Here is a 15,753-nt window from a genome sequence, read left to right on the forward strand (position 1 = left end):
TTCTGTAAGGTATGGCAATGGATTTCGGTAATTGGGGTTTTGTGGTTGCAGGCTTGGTTGTCGGATTCATTGTCGGCATGACCGGTATTGGTGGCGGCTCGTTGATGACCCCGATTCTGCTGTGGTTCGGTATCAACCCGGCCACCGCGGTCGGCACTGACCTGCTGTACGCGGCGATCACCAAGTCCGGTGGGGTGCTGGTTCATCAGAAGAACAAGAACATCGACTGGAAAATCACCGGCTGGCTGACCGCTGGCAGTGTCCCGGCGGTGGCTCTGACCTTGCTGTTTCTCACCTTCTTCAACAACGACGCCCAGGCGACCAACGCGATCATCAAGCAGGCCCTGGGCTTTGTGCTGTTGTTGACCGCGCTGGCGATCTTCTTCAAGAAGCAGTTGCTGGCCTTCGCCCATAAACACGCGGGCGACCACTATCACCTGAGCGAGCGCAATCTCAATCTGCTGACCATCGGCACCGGCGCGTTGCTCGGGGTGATGGTGGCGCTGACCTCGATTGGCGCCGGGGCCCTGGGCACGGTGGCGCTGTTTCTGCTGTACCCGTTCCTGGCCACTAAACGTTTGGTGGGCACCGAAATCGCCCACGCCGTGCCCTTGACCCTGGTCGCCGGCCTTGGCCACGCGAGCATGGGCAACATGGACTGGCACCTGCTGGGGTTCCTGCTGATGGGGTCGCTGCCCGGGATCTACATCGGCAGTCACCTGACCGGGAAAGTCTCCGATGGCGTGCTGCGTCCGTGCCTGGCGGCCATGCTGGTGTTCATCGGCTACAAGCTGGCGTTCTGATCCAGCGCCCGGCCGGGCACTGTTGGCGCAGTGCCCGGCCATTGCTCAGTTATTTGCGCGCCTCCAGAATCAGGTTGAACGGGGTTTGCGCCGCCCGGCGAAAGTGCTTGAACCCCGCCTCACTGAACACGTCCCGCAACCGTGCCTCACCCGCTTGCGCCCCCAGCCCCAGGCCCACTTCCTGGGACAGCGAATTGGGCGTGCAGATGAAGGTCGAGGCGGCGTAGAACAAGCGGCCTATCGGGGTGTTGTTCTGGTCCAGTTGATCGCTGGCGTAAGGCTCCACCAACAGCACGCTGCCATCGTCCTTGAGTGACCGATAGGCATGCTTGGCCGCGCCCACCGGGTCGCCCATGTCGTGCAGGCAGTCGAAATAGCACACCAGATCGTAGTCGTGGCCTGGGTAGTTTTTCGCGGTGCCCTGGATGAACTGCGCGCGGTCGGCCACGCCGCCTTCTTCGGCGCGTTGGTTGGCGATAGTGATGGAAGGGGCGTGGTAGTCGAAACCCACAAAGGTCGACGCTGGGAAGGCCTTGGCCATGACCACGGTGGAAGCCCCGTGGCCGCAGCCGATATCCGCCACCTTGGCGCCGGCTTTGAGCTTGTCGACCACGCCTTCCAGGGCGGGCAGCCATTCATCCACCAGGTGGGCGCGGTAGCCGGGTCGGAAGAAACGTTCGGTGCCACTGAACATGCACGGGTGGTGATCGCCCCAGGCCAACGCCCCATCGCCGCGCATGGCCGCCAGCAGTTTGTCCTTGTCGTGGTAGAGGGCGGCGATGACCCCGGCACCACCGGCGACATACACCGGCGAGTCCTCGTGGGCGAGCGCCATGGCCTGTTCTTCCGGCAGGCGGAACATCCCGCCGGCATGCTCCATATAGCCTGAGGCCGCATGGGCGCTGAGCCATTCGCGCAGCAGCCGGGCATTGCAGCCGGTCTTGGCGGCCAGTGCCTCGGGGGTCAACGGCAGGCTGTCCGCCATGGCCCGGTACAGGCCCAGCTCTTCGCCGAGGATCACATTGGCGAGCATCGCGGCGCCACCCATGTCGGTCACCAGCTTGCCCATGAAGTCCTGCAGTTTGCCTTCGTCCATAACTGCGCCTCCTGAAAAAGGTCACCGCTGAACGAGGCATACGATGCAGCGACAGCAGCCTGTCAGGCGGTAGTCGGATGGATGACCGGGACGACCGTGGGCGAACTGTCTGCCACGCGAATGCCCGGGCATGGATCATGTCCGGGCGTGTTGGACGCGAGGTCGTCGTCCTGCAGAGTTGTCGCTGTGGGGCAGTGCCCCACAGGACGCTTACGAATTGGCCATTGGTTCCAGCGTCATGAGCGTGGTAATGGGCAGGCACGCTGCTGATGGACGCGGATTTGGCTACGTCCCCCTATCGGGAACACTGTCAGTGTAGTACGGGTTGTAGTGGAGCGCCTGGCCGTTGGTCTTGCCCGGTGCTTTGCACACTTTGCCCGTTTCATTGAGGCGGGCAGCCAGTGGCGGATTAACCCTGCTGGCCTAAGCTTGGCAACATGGTGATAGAAATTTCCGACATCAAAACTGGATCTTTCGCCTTGATGCGCAATCATAAGCGTGGAAATCAAAAGGAGATGCGCATGCTCATTCGGTCACTGACCCTCGCTACGCTGCTGGCTGTCGCGGGCCCCTTGTTCGCCGCCGACAACGACACGCCTCTGGCCCAGGAACGCGGCAAGAGCCGCCCGCTGATTGTCATTGCCCCCAGCAGCATCGACCCGACGCTGGTCAACCTGAAAAAATCCCTCGACGACCCGGCCACCAAAAAAGCCTTCCAGGACCGCAGCATGGTGCTTTACACCGTGGTCCAGTTGATGGGCCAGCGCGATGGCAAGGATTTGGATGCGCAAACCACCATGGCGCTGATTCGCGAACTGAAACTGGGGGTCAGCGGTGAGACCAAGGTCATCCTGGTGGGCAAGGACGGCGAGAAGAAGCTCGAGCACCTGGGTCCGATAGACGCCAAGGCGCTGTTCGAGACGGTCGACCAGTTGCCTGCCGCCGAGAAAGAAGCGACGCCACCGGCACCTGCGGTCGCGGAAACGCCCGCCAAAGGCAGCAAGGCCGCCAAGCCTGCCAAGCCGGTGAAACCACCTCAGCCGCTGGACGATTGAAACGCGAGCGGGGGGCTGGTCATCGATTTGACCAGGCCACCCCCCAGCGTTGTTCCAGGTTCATGGCCAGCACGCTGATCAACACCACCAGCGCTCCCACCATCACCATCAACCCCGGTCGTTCTCCCAGCAGGGCGGCGGCAATCAGCATGGCGGTGGGCGGTGTCAGGTACAGCGCCATGGCGGCGCGGCTGGCCTCGACCTGGCGCAAGACAAAGGCCCAGGCCAGATAGGCCAGGGCACTGGGGAACACCCCGAGAATCGCCACCGCCAGGTGAACCTGCGTCGGCGCCCTGGCCACCGCAGCCCCCAGGCCCGGAAGGAACACCAGCAACAGCAGGGTGCCGGACCACACCGTATAGCAGACCATGGTCAGGCCGCTGTAACGCTGGCAATGGCGTTTGTGCAGGGCGAAGTACAGGCTCCACGATAGCGCCGCCAGCAGGATCAACAGGCCGTGGGGGTCGACACTGCCCAGGCCGCGATCACCGGCGACCACGATGCCGGCGCCACACATACCCACCACCACGCATCCCCAACGCCAGGCGCTGACGCGGTCGTTGAAGATGAAATGTGCCAGCAACGCGCTGAACAGCGGAGTCGACTGCGCCAGCACACTGGCGGCACCGGCACTGACCCCGCGTTGGCCGAAGTTCAGCGCAATGTGGTGCAGGCTCACGGCAAACAATCCCAGCATGAGCAACAGTGGCAGGTCGCGCAGGCGAGGCCGCTCGATGCCCTTGCAGACGGCGATCAACGCCATGAACAGCGAGGCCACGAGAAACCGCAGCAACGCCAGGTGTCCGGGTTCATAGGCGCTCAGGCCGATGCGGATGCCGGTCGGCGAGTAACCCCAGCAGACGATCACAAACAGCACGGCCAGGAGAATCTTCAGAGGTGAACGTGTGGGCATCAGGTCGGCCTGCCAGGTCAGGTGCGCAACGAAGACCGCGACGAGGTGACGGCTTCTGCCCCTTGAGTATTGGAGCCTTACCTGTTCACTACAACTGACTTAACATGAGGCGAATGTTCACTTTGGGTGATGTATGGAGCTGGCACAGATTCGCATGTTCAAGACGGTTTTCGAGACCGGCAGCATTGCCCGTGCCGCGCAGGTGCTGCATTGCGTGCCCTCGAACATCACTGCGCGCCTCAAGTCGCTGGAAAGCGAGCTGGGCGTCGAGCTGTTTTACCGGGCGGGGCGGGGGTTGCAGATCAGCCCGGCCGGCGAAATCTTCCTGACCTACGCAGCGCAGATCCTGGCACTGTCCGAGGAAGCCAAGCGCGCCGTGGATCCCGGAGCGCCGCCGTCCGGGCCGCTGCGCATCGGCGCGATCGAGTCATCGGCCAGCGGCCGCCTGCCCAGGCTGTTGGCCCGATTCCATCGGCGTTATCCGGCGGTGGCCCTGGAGCTGACAACCGGGCCCTGGGCGCAGTTGCTCGAGGACACGCTCCTGCACAAGCTCGACGGGGTGATTGTGGCGGTCGACGTCGAGCGACCGCTGCTCAAGCGCAAGTTCCTGTACCGCGAAGACCTGGTGCTGATTGCTTCGCCTTCCTTGGGGCCGTTGCGCGAGGCCGCGGACCTGCGCGGCAAATCGATCTTCATGTGGCCTTCGGGGTGCCCGTACCGGGCAACGCTGGAGCGCTGGCTGCTAGGGCAGGGGGAAGCCTTGCCGATCATCAGCATTGCCAGTTACGGCAGCATTGTCGGCTGTGTCAGTGCGGGGGCCGGCGTGGCGCTGGTGCCCAGGGGGATATTCGAACAGTACGGACCGGGGGCCGGCTGGGCCAGCTACGAGTTCCCGGAACTGACGGCCATCGACAACCTGTTCTATTGGCACGAACACTCCCGGCATCACCCGGCCCGGGAAGCGTTCGTTGCGATGCTGCAGGAAGAATTTGCCACTGCCAGCGTGTAGGCGCGAGCTTGCTCGCGATGGCAGCGTGTCAGGCACCCTCGATGTTGAATGGGCCTGCCCGCTCCCGCAGGTGCGCGGTGAAATCAGTCCCGCGAGATGGCCAGTGCCACGCCTTGGCCGCCACCGATGCACAGGGTAGCCAGGCCTTTCTTGGCGTCGCGCTTGATCATTTCGTGCAGCAACGACACCAGTACGCGGCAGCCCGAGGCGCCGATCGGGTGGCCGAGGGCAATCGCGCCACCGTTGACGTTGACCTTGCTCGCATCCCACTGCAGCTCTTTGCCTACCGCCAGGGACTGCGCGGCGAATGCTTCGTTGGCTTCGATCAGGTCCAGTTGCGCCAGGTTCCAGCCGGCCTTGTCCAGGCAGCGGCGAGTAGCCGATACCGGGCCGATGCCCATGATCGCCGGGTCGACACCGGCATTGGCGTAGGCGGCGATCTTCGCCAGTACCGGCAGGCCCAGTTGTTTGGCTTTTTCAGCGCTCATCAGCAGCACGGCAGCGGCACCGTCGTTGAGCGAAGAGGCGTTGCCGGCGGTGACGCTGCCGTCTTTCTTGAACGCCGGTTTGAGCTTGGCCAGGGAGGCGGCGGTGGTCTCGGCGCGCGGTTGTTCGTCGACCGCGAAGGACAGCGGATCGCCTTTGCGCTGAGGGATCAGGATCGGCGTGATCTCGTCGGCAAATCGCCCGGCTTCGATGGCGGCCGTGGCCTTCTGCTGGGAAGCGGCGGCGAAGGCGTCCTGTTCCTCACGGCTGAGGTGGTACTTGTCGACCAGGTTCTCGGCGGTGATGCCCATGTGGTAATCGTTGAACGCATCCCACAGGCCGTCGCTGATCATGCTGTCGACCATCTTCGCGTGGCCCATGCGCAGGCCGGTGCGGGCGGCCGGCAACACGTACGGGGCCAGGCTCATGTTTTCCATGCCGCCGGCGATGATCACGTCGGCGTCGCCGCAGCGGATCGCCTGGGCGCCCAGGTGCAGGGCCTTGAGGCCCGAACCGCAGACCTTGTTCAGGGTCAGCGCCGGCACCGCGTGAGGCAGGCCGGCGAGAATCGAGGCCTGGCGCGCCGGGTTCTGGCCCGAGCCAGCGGTCAGGACCTGACCCAGGATCACTTCATCCACCTGGTCGGCGGCCAGACCGGTCTGTGCCAGCAACTGGCGAATCACCGCGGCACCGAGTTCCGGCGCCGGGATGCTGGCCAGCGAACCCTGGAAGCTGCCGATGGCAGTCCGGGTGGCGGCGACAATCACGACTTCTTGCATCGAATTTCTCCTCAAAGGGGGTGGGGCTCAGGCGAACTGCATTTCCGGAACGTGGTCCGGAACGATCAGTTTACCGGCGGTCTTGCTGACGATTTCCTCGACGCTGACACCCGGAGCGCGCTCCTTGAGAATGAAGGCGCCGTTTTCGATTTCCAGGTAGGCCAGGTCGGTCAGGACGCGCTTGATGCAGTGGGCGCCGGTCAGTGGCAGGCTGCAATGGTTCAGCAGCTTGGACTCACCATCCTTGGAGGCGTGGGTCATGGTGACGATGATGTTGTCGGCACCGGCTACCAGGTCCATTGCGCCGCCCATGCCCTTGACCAGTTTGCCCGGGATCATCCAGGAGGCGATGTTGCCTTGTACGTCGACTTCGAACGCGCCGAGCACGGTCAGGTCGATGTGGCCGCCGCGGATCATCGCGAAGGATTCGGCGGAAGAGAAAATCGATGCGCCGATGCGCGCGGTCACTGTTTGTTTGCCGGCGTTGATCATGTCGGCGTCGACCTGATCATCCGTCGGGAAAGCGCCCATGCCAAGCAGGCCGTTTTCCGACTGCAGCATCACTTCCATGCCTTCGGGAATGTAGTTGGCGACCAGGGTCGGAATGCCGATGCCCAGGTTTACGTAGTAGCCGTCCTGCATTTCGCGGGCGACGCGCTGAGCCATTTGTTCGCGGGTAAGAGCCATTTTTATTCTCCGTTGTTCGTCGGGCAGGGGGCGTGGATCACTTGCGCACGGTGCGCTGTTCGATGCGTTTTTCGAACGTGCCGCAGATCACCCGGTCAACGTAGATGCCAGGGGTATGGATGTGCGCAGGGTCCAGCTCGCCGGGCTCGACGATCTCTTCGACTTCGACCACGGTGATCTTGCCGGCGGTGGCGGCCAGTGGGTTGAAGTTCTGGGCGGTGTGGCGATAGATCACGTTGCCGAAGTGGTCGGCTTTCCAGCCTTTGACGATGGCGAAGTCGCCGGTGATGGACTCTTCCATCAAGTACGGGCGGCCGTGGAACTCACGCACTTCCTTGCCTTCGGCCACGGGCGTGCCGACGCCGGTGGCGGTGAAGAACGCAGGAATGCCCGCGCCGCCAGCGCGCATTTTTTCCGCCAGGGTGCCTTGGGGGGTCAGCACCACTTCGATTTCGCCGCTCAGCAGTTGTTTCTCGAACAGGGCGTTTTCACCCACGTAGGACGCCACGACCTTGCTGATCTGGCGGTCTTCGAGCAGCACGCCGAGGCCAAAACCGTCGACGCCGCAGTTATTGGAAACCACGGTCAGGTCGCGCGTGCCCTTGCGTTTGATTTCGGCAATCAGGTTTTCCGGAATGCCGCACAAGCCGAAGCCGCCAGCGATCACGGTCATGCCGTCTTCAAGGCCGGCGAGGGCCTCTTCATAGGAACTCACGCGCTTGTCGAAACCTGCCATATGCACCTCTTTTATTCTTTGTGGGCGGCTGGCTAGCCGTATGGGGTTGAGTGTTGCGCCATCCGATTCATTTGATAAGTTGATTTTTAAGGTTGATTAATAGATAAAACTCGTTAATCCGTGGCGTATTTCATAATAGGGAACCCAGATGACCGTCAAGCAGATCCGCGCGTTTCTGGCCGTGGCGCAGAGTTTGAGCTTCGCCGTGGCCTGTGAGCGGCTGCACCTGTCGCAGTCGGCGTTGAGCCTGACCATCAAGGCCCTGGAAGAAAGCCTCGGTGGGCGGTTGTTCAGCCGCACCACGCGCAATGTCGCGCTGACCCCTGAAGGCGAATCTCTGCTGCCGTTGGCCCGGCGCCTGATTGCCGACTGGGACAACGCCGAGGACGAGATGCGCCAGCGCTTTACCCTGCAGCGTGGACGGGTGACCCTGGCCGCCATGCCTTCGTTTGCCGGCAACCTGCTGCCGCCGATCCTCAAGACCTTCCGCGCGCGCTACCCGAAAGTCAACGTCACGGTCAATGATGTGATCAACGAGCAAGTGCTGGAGATGGTGCGCGACCGCCAGGTGGAACTGGGCGTGGCGTTCGAGCCAATGCAGAGTTCATCGCTGCAGTTCACTGCGCTCTACGTCGACCGTTTTGTCGCGGTGGTACCGAGTGATTCGCCACTGGCCGGCCTCAGCGAAATCGACTGGAACACCCTGCTGGAGCAGCCCTTCATTACCTTGCAGCGCCCGTCGACAGTGCGGGTGATGCTCGAAGAACACCTGCAGGCACGCCAGACCCGCCTCCCGGTGGCCTTTGAAAGCCACCAACTGGCGACGGTCGGGCGCATGGTCGCCAGCGGCCTGGGGGTCAGCGCTGTGCCAGCCTTGTGTGCCGAGCAAATGCGCGAACTGGGCGCCCATTGCATCACCCTGGGTGAGCCGGTGGTCGAGCGCGCGATCGGTATCCTGACCAAGCCCGGTCACGAATTGTCGGCGGCCGCCCAGGCGCTGTTCGACATCCTCAAGGGCGAAGTGCGTCTGTAGTCCTCTGGCCTTGATGCCTGCGCGATGGGTCTTTGAATCCTCCAGGGAAATTCTGATTTTTCCACGACCCGTTCAACACTCCCCGACGCTCGCGCAGAATCACTGACCCTCGTTCTGCAGAGAGACAACGGATGCTCATACCTGCCCATGAACCCTGCTTTATCTTGACCATCGACGGCCGGCGCTGGACCTACCGGCGCAATGCCCGCGGCGATATCTGCGAACAGATCGACCCCCACGGTCAGGTCACCCGCTACCGACACGACACTGCGGGCCGGTTGCGGCAAGTGCTGGCGGCCGATGGTGCCACCCGCACCTTCAGCTACAACGACTATGGCAAGGTCAGTGCCGAGCAGGATGAACTGGGCCAGGTCACACGCTATGAGTACGACCGGCACCTGCACCTGATCAGCCGGCGGATCGATCCAGATGGCAGCCAGTTGTGCTTTCGCCATGACCGCAGCAGTGGGTTGTTGTCGGAAATCGAAAACCAGGTCGGTGAGGTGTATCGGCTGGAGCGGGGCGCCGATGGGCGGATCGAGCAGGAGCGGACGTTTGACGGACGGCGCTTCACATTCGCCTACGATCACCAGGGCCATCTGCTGCAGAAAACCCAATGGGCGACTGATGGCTCTGCCCTGGTCACGGCGTACCAGCGTGACAGGACAGGGCGGCTGTTGCTCAAGACATTGCCCGACGCCGGCCGGGTGGCCTATCAATACGATTCACAGGGACGCCTGGCACGAGTCGACGATGACAGCGACTGGCCACTGACCTTCACCTACGATCTGTCGGGACGGCTGCTCAGCGAGCAGCAGGGCTGGGTCTGCCTGCACTATGTCTACAACGCCAGTGGCCAGCTTGAGCGCATGCAGTTGCCAGACAACCGCTGGCTGGATTATCACTTTGCCCTCGATGGCAGCCTCGCTGCCGTCGATTACAACGGCGAGCGCCTGTCCAGCCATCGCTTCGAGCACGGCCAGGAGCAGCAGCGCGAACAGGGCCGGTTGCTCAGCCAGTATCACTACGACGCACAGGGCCGCCTGCAGGTCCACACCGTCAACCAGCCACAGCGTCCGCTGTACCTGCGGCACTACAGCTATGGGGTCAACGGTAACCTGGCGAGCATCGCCGACAGCCGCCACGGCCAGCGCAGTTTTTACTACGACGCCGGCAACCGCCTGGTTCGGGTACGGCACTCGCGTGGCGAGCAAGGGCAGCAATTCGCGTACGACCCGTGCGGCAATCGCCTGCCGGACCCCGGCCACTACCGCTACGACTACGATGCCTTTGGCAACCTGATCCGCGTGCGCCGCGACGGTCACCTCCCGCACGTGACCCATTATCACTATGACTGCCAGCATCGCTTGAGCGCGGTGGTCCTGCCCGATGGCAGCCGGGCCAGCTATCGCTATGACCCGTTTGGCCGGCGCAGTGCCAAGACCGTCGATGGCAGTACCGTCGAGTTCGTCTGGCAGGGGCCACGGCTGGTCGGCGAAATCAGCGCTGATCATCATCGCGACTATCTTTACGAGCCCGATACCTTTCGCCCGTTGGCCCTGGTCGAGGGCGGTGCTGCGGGGGATACCGGCCGGTTCTACTACCAGCTCGATCATCTGGGCACCCCCCAGGAATTGACGGACAGCAGGGGCGAAATCGTCTGGGCGGCGACTTATCAGGCCGGCGGCCAGATCGCCAGTCTCCGGCATCTGGGGCACGAGCCGATGGAGCAGCCGCTGCGTTTTCAGGGGCAGTACTGCGACGAGGAAACGGGCCTGCATTACAACCGCCATCGCTACTACTGCCCGCACCTGGGGCGTTACCTGACACCGGCCCCGAACCGCCTGGCCGCTGGCCTCAATGCCTATCAGTACGCGGTGAATCCAACGGCGTGGGTCAACCCCCTGGGGCTTAGCAGTTGCCCAGGCGGTGATGGCCGCAAACCGATGCTGCAAGTGCATGATCCGCTGGCCAACGCCGTGGTGGATGAGGCTGAACCGCAACTGCCGCAAGCGCTGATGCGGAGTTCCAGCGAGCGGTCGTAAAGGGGGAAGGCCGTCTGTCTTTTTTTCCTGCGAGGGGAGTTTTTTTCACGAAATTCTGACATTCGCAGGTGCAGATTGAACACACAAAAGGATTTGACCCCATAGACAGAAAGCCCGCCAGATGCGGGCTTTTTGTTGTCAATCTGCCAGCATTCAGGCCTGGCTTGCCTCACTGCTTTGACGCGCCCTGGCGATCGCCGCCTCAATCGCGGCCCGTGCCTGCGGGCTGTTCTTCCAGCAGGTGGAGCCGACCACCGCCGACGCCTGAACCACGATCTCGCGGGCATTGGCCTGGCTCAGTTGCAGCAAGGTGGTGAACCCCAGTTGTTCAAGGCGCTGGACCACCGTCGGGCCGACTCCCTTGACGCTTAACAGGGTTTGTTTTTCTTCCGTTGAAAATCCCATACAGGCTCCTTTTTTAGTGAGCGTCACTGTAGCGCAATGCTCGTCGATGATGCCGCGTGCTGACCGGATAAACCTGCTGATCTTGCAATGCTCGCGAACCGGGCTACCGCGCGCACTCGGTTGCAATTGCAAGCGGCGGGCGGTCGATCCATCTGCAACTGACTGCCGTCACGCTGCGCGCGGGCCATACTAGTTGATCCTCCCCAAGTGGCGCAGCATGATGCTAGCCGTTCGGCGAGTCTTTCCTGTCCCAGCCTGGGAGTAACCCTGCGTGTCGGTAACCCGTTTGACCCTGATTTGCCACGCCCGTACCGTCGCCCAGAAGCGGGCGCGATTGCCCCTGGACGAACCGTTGGAAATGGACTGGCAGGCCGCCCGGGGGAGTCGCGCCGGTGCCTTCAAGCGGGCCCCGCAATTGCTCGGCGGTGGCGAGACGCGAGTACGGCAGACAGGCGCCTTGTTCGGCAATGACCTGCAGCATGTGCCGGCGCTGGATGACTATGATTTTGGTCGTTGGCACGGCTTGTCCATCGACCACCTGCAGCAGCACGAGCCACTGGCATTGCAGGCCTGGCTCGACGATCCGCACTCGGCGCCCCATGGCGGCGAATCGCTGGTGCAGCTGTGCCAGCGGGTCGGGCGCTGGCTCGACGACCTGAGCAGTTGCCCCGGGCATTACCTGGCCGTTACCCACCCATGGGTGATTCGCGCCGCCATGATCCATGTGCTGCAGTGCCCGCCCACCGCCTTGCACATCATCGATGTCGAACCCTTGTCTGCCACTGAACTGCGCTTCAACGGCCGCTGGCGCCTGCGCCTGATGGACAGTGGCGCCCCCCTTGAGGAACCCCTGGCATGAAGCGACTGCTGGTGATCGGCGTGGGTGCCGGCGACCCCGACTACATCACGATGCAGGCGGTCAAGGCATTGAACCGGGTCGATGTGTTTTTCCTGATGGACAAGGGCCCGAGCAAGGACAGCCTGATCGACCTGCGGCGGGAAATCTGTGCCCGCTATATCAGTCAGCCGGGTTACCGCCTCGTCGAGGCCCACAGCCCGCAACGCAGGTCCGATGATCTCGACTACACCGCCAGTGTCCAGGCGCTCAATCAAGACAAACAGCAGGTGTTCGAACGCCTGATCAACGAGCACATGGCCGACGATGAATGCGCGGGGTTTCTGGTGTGGGGCGATCCGAGTTTGTACGACAGCACCCTGCGGATCCTGCAGGCCATTCTCGACGCGGGTCGCTGCACCTTCGACTACGAGGTGATCCCCGGTATCAGCAGCGTCCAGGCCCTGGCCGCGCGGCACAAAGTGCCCTTGAACCGTATCGGCGGCGCCGTTGAGATCACCACCGGGCGGCGCCTGGCCGCGGGGCAGGTAAGTACGGCCGACAGTCAGGTGGTGATGCTGGACGCGCAAGATGCCTACCAGCAGGTGGCCGATCGGGAGCTGCAGATTTACTGGGGCGCCTACCTGGGCACCGCGGATGAGATCCTCATCGCCGGTAAACTCAAGGACGTCGCCGACCAGATCGAGCGCGTCAGGAAGGCGGCGCGACACGCTAACGGCTGGATCATGGACACCTACCTGATCCGCAAACCCGACTAGTTCGCGCGCCCCGGCCAGGACGTCAGTAGACCCAGACTTCGACCCGGCGATTCTTGATCCGGCCTTCGTCGTCACTGTTGGCGGCCACCGGCATCTGCGCACCAAAACCGCGAATGTCGCGCAGTACCACGCCGCTTTTCACCAGTTCACGGCGCACCGCCATGGCCCGCAGCCTGGAGAGCAGGGCGGCGCGCTGCGGATCGGCCTTGGCGTCGCCGAATCCCACCAGGCTCACCTGCCTGTCGAGTTTGCCGTGCTGCCGGAGGTAGTCGAGTACCCGGGACAGATCCTGGCGTGCCTTGTTGTCGAGGCTGGCGCTGCCTTCCTCGAATCGAAAGTTGACCGTCAGCCGTTGCGCCTTGGCTGCCAGCGCCTGATATCCCTCGGGCATCTGTCGGCTGGCCGTGACGTCCATGGCTTGCACGGTCTGCGCGACAAACCCGTTGGCGGCCACCAGCGCCTGGCCCTGGCGACTTTGGGCAAAATGCACCAGTGCCTCGGCCCAGGGATTTCGCGCGGTCGGTGGCACATACAAGTACAGCCGTCGCGACAGTGGATAGTCCTCGGTGGCGATCAGGCTGGTGAGTGGCAGCATGGGCTGCGAGTCACCGTCGACGATCGCCAGCGCCTTGGCCTGGCGCACATAGGGCAGGCCGATGAAACCGATGCCTTGGCGGTCCTGGCTGACGGCGTCGGACAGTTGCTCACTGGATTCGAAGCGGCTTGCCGAGCCTGCGAGGGTCTTACCGCGGCTGCTGAGTACCAGGTCCTTGAAGGTGTCGTAGGTGCCCGACTGATCATCGCGCGCGTAGAGATGAATCGGGCCGCCGACACCGCCGAGTTCTTCCCAGGTGTGGATCTCGCCGCTGAAAATCCGTGCCAGTTGCTCGGTGTTCAACTGATTCAACGGGTTGTGCGGGTGCAGGATAATTGCCAGGCCGTCGATGGCGATCACCTGTTCGGCCGCAGGACTTTTCAGCTCGCCAAGGGCCTTCAGTGCCAACCGTTCGCTGTCCTTGATCGGGCGCGAAGACGCCGCCAGATCGGCGCTGGAATGGTTAAGTGCGAGGAAGCCGGTGCTGGAGCCGTGGGCGGCGATGTCGATGATCACCGGTTGCCCTTGGGCCGTCTGGCCCACCAGCCGTTGTTCGTTGACGTTGTCCCGGGGTTCGCTGCGCACCTTGAGCAAGCCTTGCTCTTCCATCAAGCCCTTGGCCAGTGCCGGCCCCAGCGCCGCCCCTATGGTGTTGGACCCCTGGATACGCAACACCACGCCGTTGGCGGTTAGCGGCAGCGCGGTGGCCAGGGCAGGTGGGGAGAGCAGGCTGCATAACAGCAGCGGCAACAGGGCACGCAACATGGAGCCGGCACCTTTGGCGGGCGAGGGAGGTGCCGGGACATTAAGACATTCAGGTTACGCATATGTGACAGTGGGCGGCCTAGCTCAGCTCCAGCCAGATCGGCGCGTGGTCCGAAGGCTTTTCCATGGCGCGCAGGTCGTAGTCGACGCCGGCAGCCTTGATCCGTGGCAGCAAGCCTTGGGACGCCATGATCAGGTCGATGCGCAGGCCACGCTTGGGCTCGTCTTCAAAGCCGCGGCTGCGGTAGTCGAACCAGCTGAAGCGGTCGGCAACGTCCGGGTTGAGGTGACGGAAGCTGTCCACCAGGCCCCAATTCTTCAGGCGGGCCATCCACTCGCGCTCCTCCGGCAGGAAGCTGCACTTGCCGGTCTTCAGCCAGCGCTTCATGTTGTCCGGGCCGATACCGATGTCGCAGTCTTCCGGGGATATGTTCACATCGCCCATCACCACCAGCGCCTGATCGTTACTGAACTGGGTTTCCAGCAGGGTTTGCAGGTCGCTGTAGAACCGCGCCTTGGCGGGGAATTTGGTCGGGTGGTCGCGGCTTTCACCCTGTGGGAAATAGCCGTTCATGATGGTCACCGGCGTCCCGTTGGCGTCGGCGAAGGTGCCCCAGATGAAGCGGCGCTGGGCATCGTCTTCATCGCTGGCAAAACCCTTGTGGACCTCCAGTGGTTCCTGGCGCGAGAGCAGGGCGACGCCGTAGTGACCTTTCTGCCCGTGGTAATACACGTGGTAGCCCAGCGCCTGGACTTCGGCGAGTGGGAACTGGTCGTCGTGGACCTTGGTTTCCTGCAGGCCGATGACGTCCGGCTGGTGCTTCTCGATCAGTGCCTCCAATTGATGGGGGCGGGCGCGCAGGCCGTTGATGTTGAACGAGACGATCTTCATGGTCGGCAGTCCTGGCAAAACTGCGATGCTAGCTGACATGTAGGATCGGAGCCAGCGTGGCGGTAGTTCCTATGCGCTGCTAATGTCTGTTGGCGTGGGAACGAACACAGCATTGCAGGGCTCGTACTTACAAGGGCGAGGTCATTTGCGCCGAGCCCAGGGGAGATAAACCGTCATGCCTGAAACATCGACCGCCATCGCGGACATCCATCGGCTCGACAGCGGCTACTCGCGTGAAGCGCGTTCATTGCTGTACCAGGCCTACCGCCACGAACCCACCTTCAAGTTTCTTTTTGAGGCCGAGCGCCCGGGCTATGAGCAACGGGTACGGGCGACGGTGCGCGAACTGGTCAAGCAGCACTTTCTCCAGGACCTGCCCGCCATCGGCCTGCTGGTCAACGACCGTCTGATCGGCATCGCGCTGATTGCCCCGCCGCAGCGGCGCCTGGGCATTACCGAAAGCTGGGCCTGGCGCCTGCGCATGGTGCTGAGCACCGGTTTTCGCTGTACCCGGCGCTATCTGGACTATCACGCGGCCGTCGCCGCCTGTGTGCCCTCGGACTCGGTGCACGTGCTGCCGTTGCTGGGGATTCATCCGCAATTCCAGGGCCAGCATTTCGGCGAGCAACTGCTGCAGGCTGTTCATAATTGGTGCGCGGTGGACGAGCATTCCCAGGGGGTGGTGCTCGACACGGGGAACCCGCGTTATCTGGAGTTCTATAAGCGTCAGGGTTATGAGGAGATTGGAGAGGTGGCTGTAGGGCCTGTTCTGGAGCACGTGTTTTTCCACGCCAATCCTCAGGTGTTACATAGCGCAACAGCCTGAGGGCGAACTTTTGT

16 protein-coding genes are annotated in these 15,753 nt (G+C 63.0%); 8 read left to right on the top strand and 8 right to left on the bottom strand.

Annotation, left to right across the window (positions count from 1 at the left end):
• The first annotated feature begins 17 nt into the window (after window positions 1–17).
• A complete protein-coding gene (locus H7995_RS10175; RefSeq protein ID WP_166591909.1) occupies window positions 18–803 on the top strand; it encodes a sulfite exporter TauE/SafE family protein in 786 nt (261 codons plus the stop codon).
• 49 nt (window positions 804–852) lie between these two features.
• Here the strand turns inward: H7995_RS10175 and H7995_RS10180 are convergent, their stop codons facing one another.
• The gene (locus H7995_RS10180) at window positions 853–1,899 is read right to left on the bottom strand and encodes a class I SAM-dependent methyltransferase (RefSeq protein ID WP_185818302.1); all 1,047 of its coding nucleotides are present in this window, start codon (window positions 1,897–1,899) and stop codon (window positions 853–855) included.
• Between the two features lie 521 nt (window positions 1,900–2,420).
• Between H7995_RS10180 and H7995_RS10185 the strand changes: the two genes are divergently transcribed.
• Window positions 2,421–2,954 carry a DUF4174 domain-containing protein gene (locus H7995_RS10185; RefSeq protein WP_185818303.1) on the top strand — a complete coding sequence of 178 codons (534 nt, stop codon included), beginning with the start codon at window positions 2,421–2,423 and terminating at the stop codon, window positions 2,952–2,954.
• Window positions 2,955–2,973: 19 nt separating this feature from the next.
• On the opposite strand, the gene H7995_RS10190 is transcribed toward H7995_RS10185, so the two are convergent.
• Window positions 2,974–3,867 carry a DMT family transporter gene (locus tag H7995_RS10190; protein WP_185818304.1) on the bottom strand — a complete coding sequence of 298 codons (894 nt, stop codon included), beginning with the start codon at window positions 3,865–3,867 and terminating at the stop codon, window positions 2,974–2,976.
• A 133-nt stretch (window positions 3,868–4,000) separates the two neighbouring features.
• Between H7995_RS10190 and H7995_RS10195 the strand changes: the two genes are divergently transcribed.
• Complete coding sequence (locus tag H7995_RS10195; RefSeq protein ID WP_182344094.1) at window positions 4,001–4,876, top strand: LysR family transcriptional regulator; 876 nt, start codon at window positions 4,001–4,003, stop codon at window positions 4,874–4,876.
• Between the two features lie 83 nt (window positions 4,877–4,959).
• Here the strand turns inward: H7995_RS10195 and H7995_RS10200 are convergent, their stop codons facing one another.
• From H7995_RS10200 to H7995_RS10210, 3 genes are read right to left on the bottom strand one after another with little or no spacing between them, the layout of a single operon-like run.
• Entirely contained in the window at window positions 4,960–6,141 is a 1,182-nt protein-coding gene (locus H7995_RS10200; RefSeq protein WP_166591914.1) for an acetyl-CoA C-acetyltransferase, read from the bottom strand.
• 27 nt (window positions 6,142–6,168) lie between these two features.
• The gene (locus H7995_RS10205; RefSeq protein WP_166591915.1) at window positions 6,169–6,828 is read right to left on the bottom strand and encodes a CoA transferase subunit B; all 660 of its coding nucleotides are present in this window, start codon (window positions 6,826–6,828) and stop codon (window positions 6,169–6,171) included.
• 37 nt (window positions 6,829–6,865) lie between these two features.
• Window positions 6,866–7,564, bottom strand: coding sequence for a CoA transferase subunit A (locus H7995_RS10210; RefSeq protein ID WP_166591916.1), 699 nt, complete (start codon window positions 7,562–7,564; stop codon window positions 6,866–6,868).
• A 148-nt stretch (window positions 7,565–7,712) separates the two neighbouring features.
• Between H7995_RS10210 and H7995_RS10215 the strand changes: the two genes are divergently transcribed.
• Complete coding sequence (locus H7995_RS10215; protein WP_166591917.1) at window positions 7,713–8,597, top strand: LysR family transcriptional regulator; 885 nt, start codon at window positions 7,713–7,715, stop codon at window positions 8,595–8,597.
• 131 nt (window positions 8,598–8,728) lie between these two features.
• Window positions 8,729–10,642: an RHS repeat-associated core domain-containing protein gene (locus H7995_RS10220; RefSeq protein WP_185818305.1), complete on the top strand. Its 1,914-nt coding sequence runs from the start codon at window positions 8,729–8,731 to the stop codon at window positions 10,640–10,642.
• 153 nt (window positions 10,643–10,795) lie between these two features.
• Here H7995_RS10220 and H7995_RS10225 read toward each other — a convergent pair whose 3' ends face one another.
• Window positions 10,796–11,047: a helix-hairpin-helix domain-containing protein gene (locus H7995_RS10225; RefSeq protein WP_166591919.1), complete on the bottom strand. Its 252-nt coding sequence runs from the start codon at window positions 11,045–11,047 to the stop codon at window positions 10,796–10,798.
• Between the two features lie 271 nt (window positions 11,048–11,318).
• Between H7995_RS10225 and H7995_RS10230 the strand changes: the two genes are divergently transcribed.
• Window positions 11,319–11,906 carry a histidine phosphatase family protein gene (locus tag H7995_RS10230; protein WP_166591920.1) on the top strand — a complete coding sequence of 196 codons (588 nt, stop codon included), beginning with the start codon at window positions 11,319–11,321 and terminating at the stop codon, window positions 11,904–11,906.
• Window positions 11,903–12,661, top strand: a complete 759-nt coding sequence (gene cobF, locus H7995_RS10235) for a precorrin-6A synthase (deacetylating) (RefSeq protein ID WP_185818306.1) — start codon at window positions 11,903–11,905, stop codon at window positions 12,659–12,661. The genes H7995_RS10230 and cobF overlap by 4 nt, the downstream gene beginning before the upstream one ends.
• Before the next feature lie 22 nt (window positions 12,662–12,683).
• Here cobF and H7995_RS10240 read toward each other — a convergent pair whose 3' ends face one another.
• Both H7995_RS10240 and xthA read right to left on the bottom strand, forming a co-directional pair.
• Window positions 12,684–14,021 (bottom strand): substrate-binding domain-containing protein, encoded by a 1,338-nt coding sequence (locus H7995_RS10240; RefSeq protein WP_166591922.1) that lies wholly within the window; start codon window positions 14,019–14,021, stop codon window positions 12,684–12,686.
• 79 nt (window positions 14,022–14,100) lie between these two features.
• Entirely contained in the window at window positions 14,101–14,913 is an 813-nt protein-coding gene (gene xthA / locus H7995_RS10245; protein ID WP_166591923.1) for an exodeoxyribonuclease III, read from the bottom strand.
• A gap of 175 nt (window positions 14,914–15,088) precedes the next feature.
• Between xthA and H7995_RS10250 the strand changes: the two genes are divergently transcribed.
• Window positions 15,089–15,739, top strand: a complete 651-nt coding sequence (locus tag H7995_RS10250) for a GNAT family N-acetyltransferase (RefSeq protein ID WP_095169296.1) — start codon at window positions 15,089–15,091, stop codon at window positions 15,737–15,739.
• Window positions 15,740–15,753: the final 14 nt, after the last annotated feature.

Source organism: Pseudomonas kielensis, assembly GCF_014236655.1.
Taxonomy (GTDB): domain Bacteria; phylum Pseudomonadota; class Gammaproteobacteria; order Pseudomonadales; family Pseudomonadaceae; genus Aquipseudomonas; species Aquipseudomonas kielensis.

Bases quoted from the DNA above. Each gene is read 5' to 3' on its own strand.
- H7995_RS10200 (WP_166591914.1), bottom strand. From the start codon at position 6,141: ATGCAAGAAGTCGTGATTGTCGCCGCCACCCGGACTGCCATCGGCAGC.
- H7995_RS10250 (WP_095169296.1), top strand. From the start codon at position 15,089: ATGCCTGAAACATCGACCGCCATCGCGGACATCCATCGGCTCGACAGC.
- H7995_RS10180 (WP_185818302.1), bottom strand. From the start codon at position 1,899: ATGGACGAAGGCAAACTGCAGGACTTCATGGGCAAGCTGGTGACCGAC.
- H7995_RS10225 (WP_166591919.1), bottom strand. From the start codon at position 11,047: ATGGGATTTTCAACGGAAGAAAAACAAACCCTGTTAAGCGTCAAGGGA.
- H7995_RS10175 (WP_166591909.1), top strand. From the start codon at position 18: ATGGATTTCGGTAATTGGGGTTTTGTGGTTGCAGGCTTGGTTGTCGGA.
- H7995_RS10220 (WP_185818305.1), top strand. From the start codon at position 8,729: ATGCTCATACCTGCCCATGAACCCTGCTTTATCTTGACCATCGACGGC.
- H7995_RS10190 (WP_185818304.1), bottom strand. From the start codon at position 3,867: ATGCCCACACGTTCACCTCTGAAGATTCTCCTGGCCGTGCTGTTTGTG.
- H7995_RS10205 (WP_166591915.1), bottom strand. From the start codon at position 6,828: ATGGCTCTTACCCGCGAACAAATGGCTCAGCGCGTCGCCCGCGAAATG.
- xthA (WP_166591923.1), bottom strand. From the start codon at position 14,913: ATGAAGATCGTCTCGTTCAACATCAACGGCCTGCGCGCCCGCCCCCAT.
- H7995_RS10215 (WP_166591917.1), top strand. From the start codon at position 7,713: ATGACCGTCAAGCAGATCCGCGCGTTTCTGGCCGTGGCGCAGAGTTTG.
- H7995_RS10185 (WP_185818303.1), top strand. From the start codon at position 2,421: ATGCTCATTCGGTCACTGACCCTCGCTACGCTGCTGGCTGTCGCGGGC.
- H7995_RS10195 (WP_182344094.1), top strand. From the start codon at position 4,001: ATGGAGCTGGCACAGATTCGCATGTTCAAGACGGTTTTCGAGACCGGC.
- cobF (WP_185818306.1), top strand. From the start codon at position 11,903: ATGAAGCGACTGCTGGTGATCGGCGTGGGTGCCGGCGACCCCGACTAC.
- H7995_RS10240 (WP_166591922.1), bottom strand. From the start codon at position 14,021: ATGTTGCGTGCCCTGTTGCCGCTGCTGTTATGCAGCCTGCTCTCCCCA.
- H7995_RS10210 (WP_166591916.1), bottom strand. From the start codon at position 7,564: ATGGCAGGTTTCGACAAGCGCGTGAGTTCCTATGAAGAGGCCCTCGCC.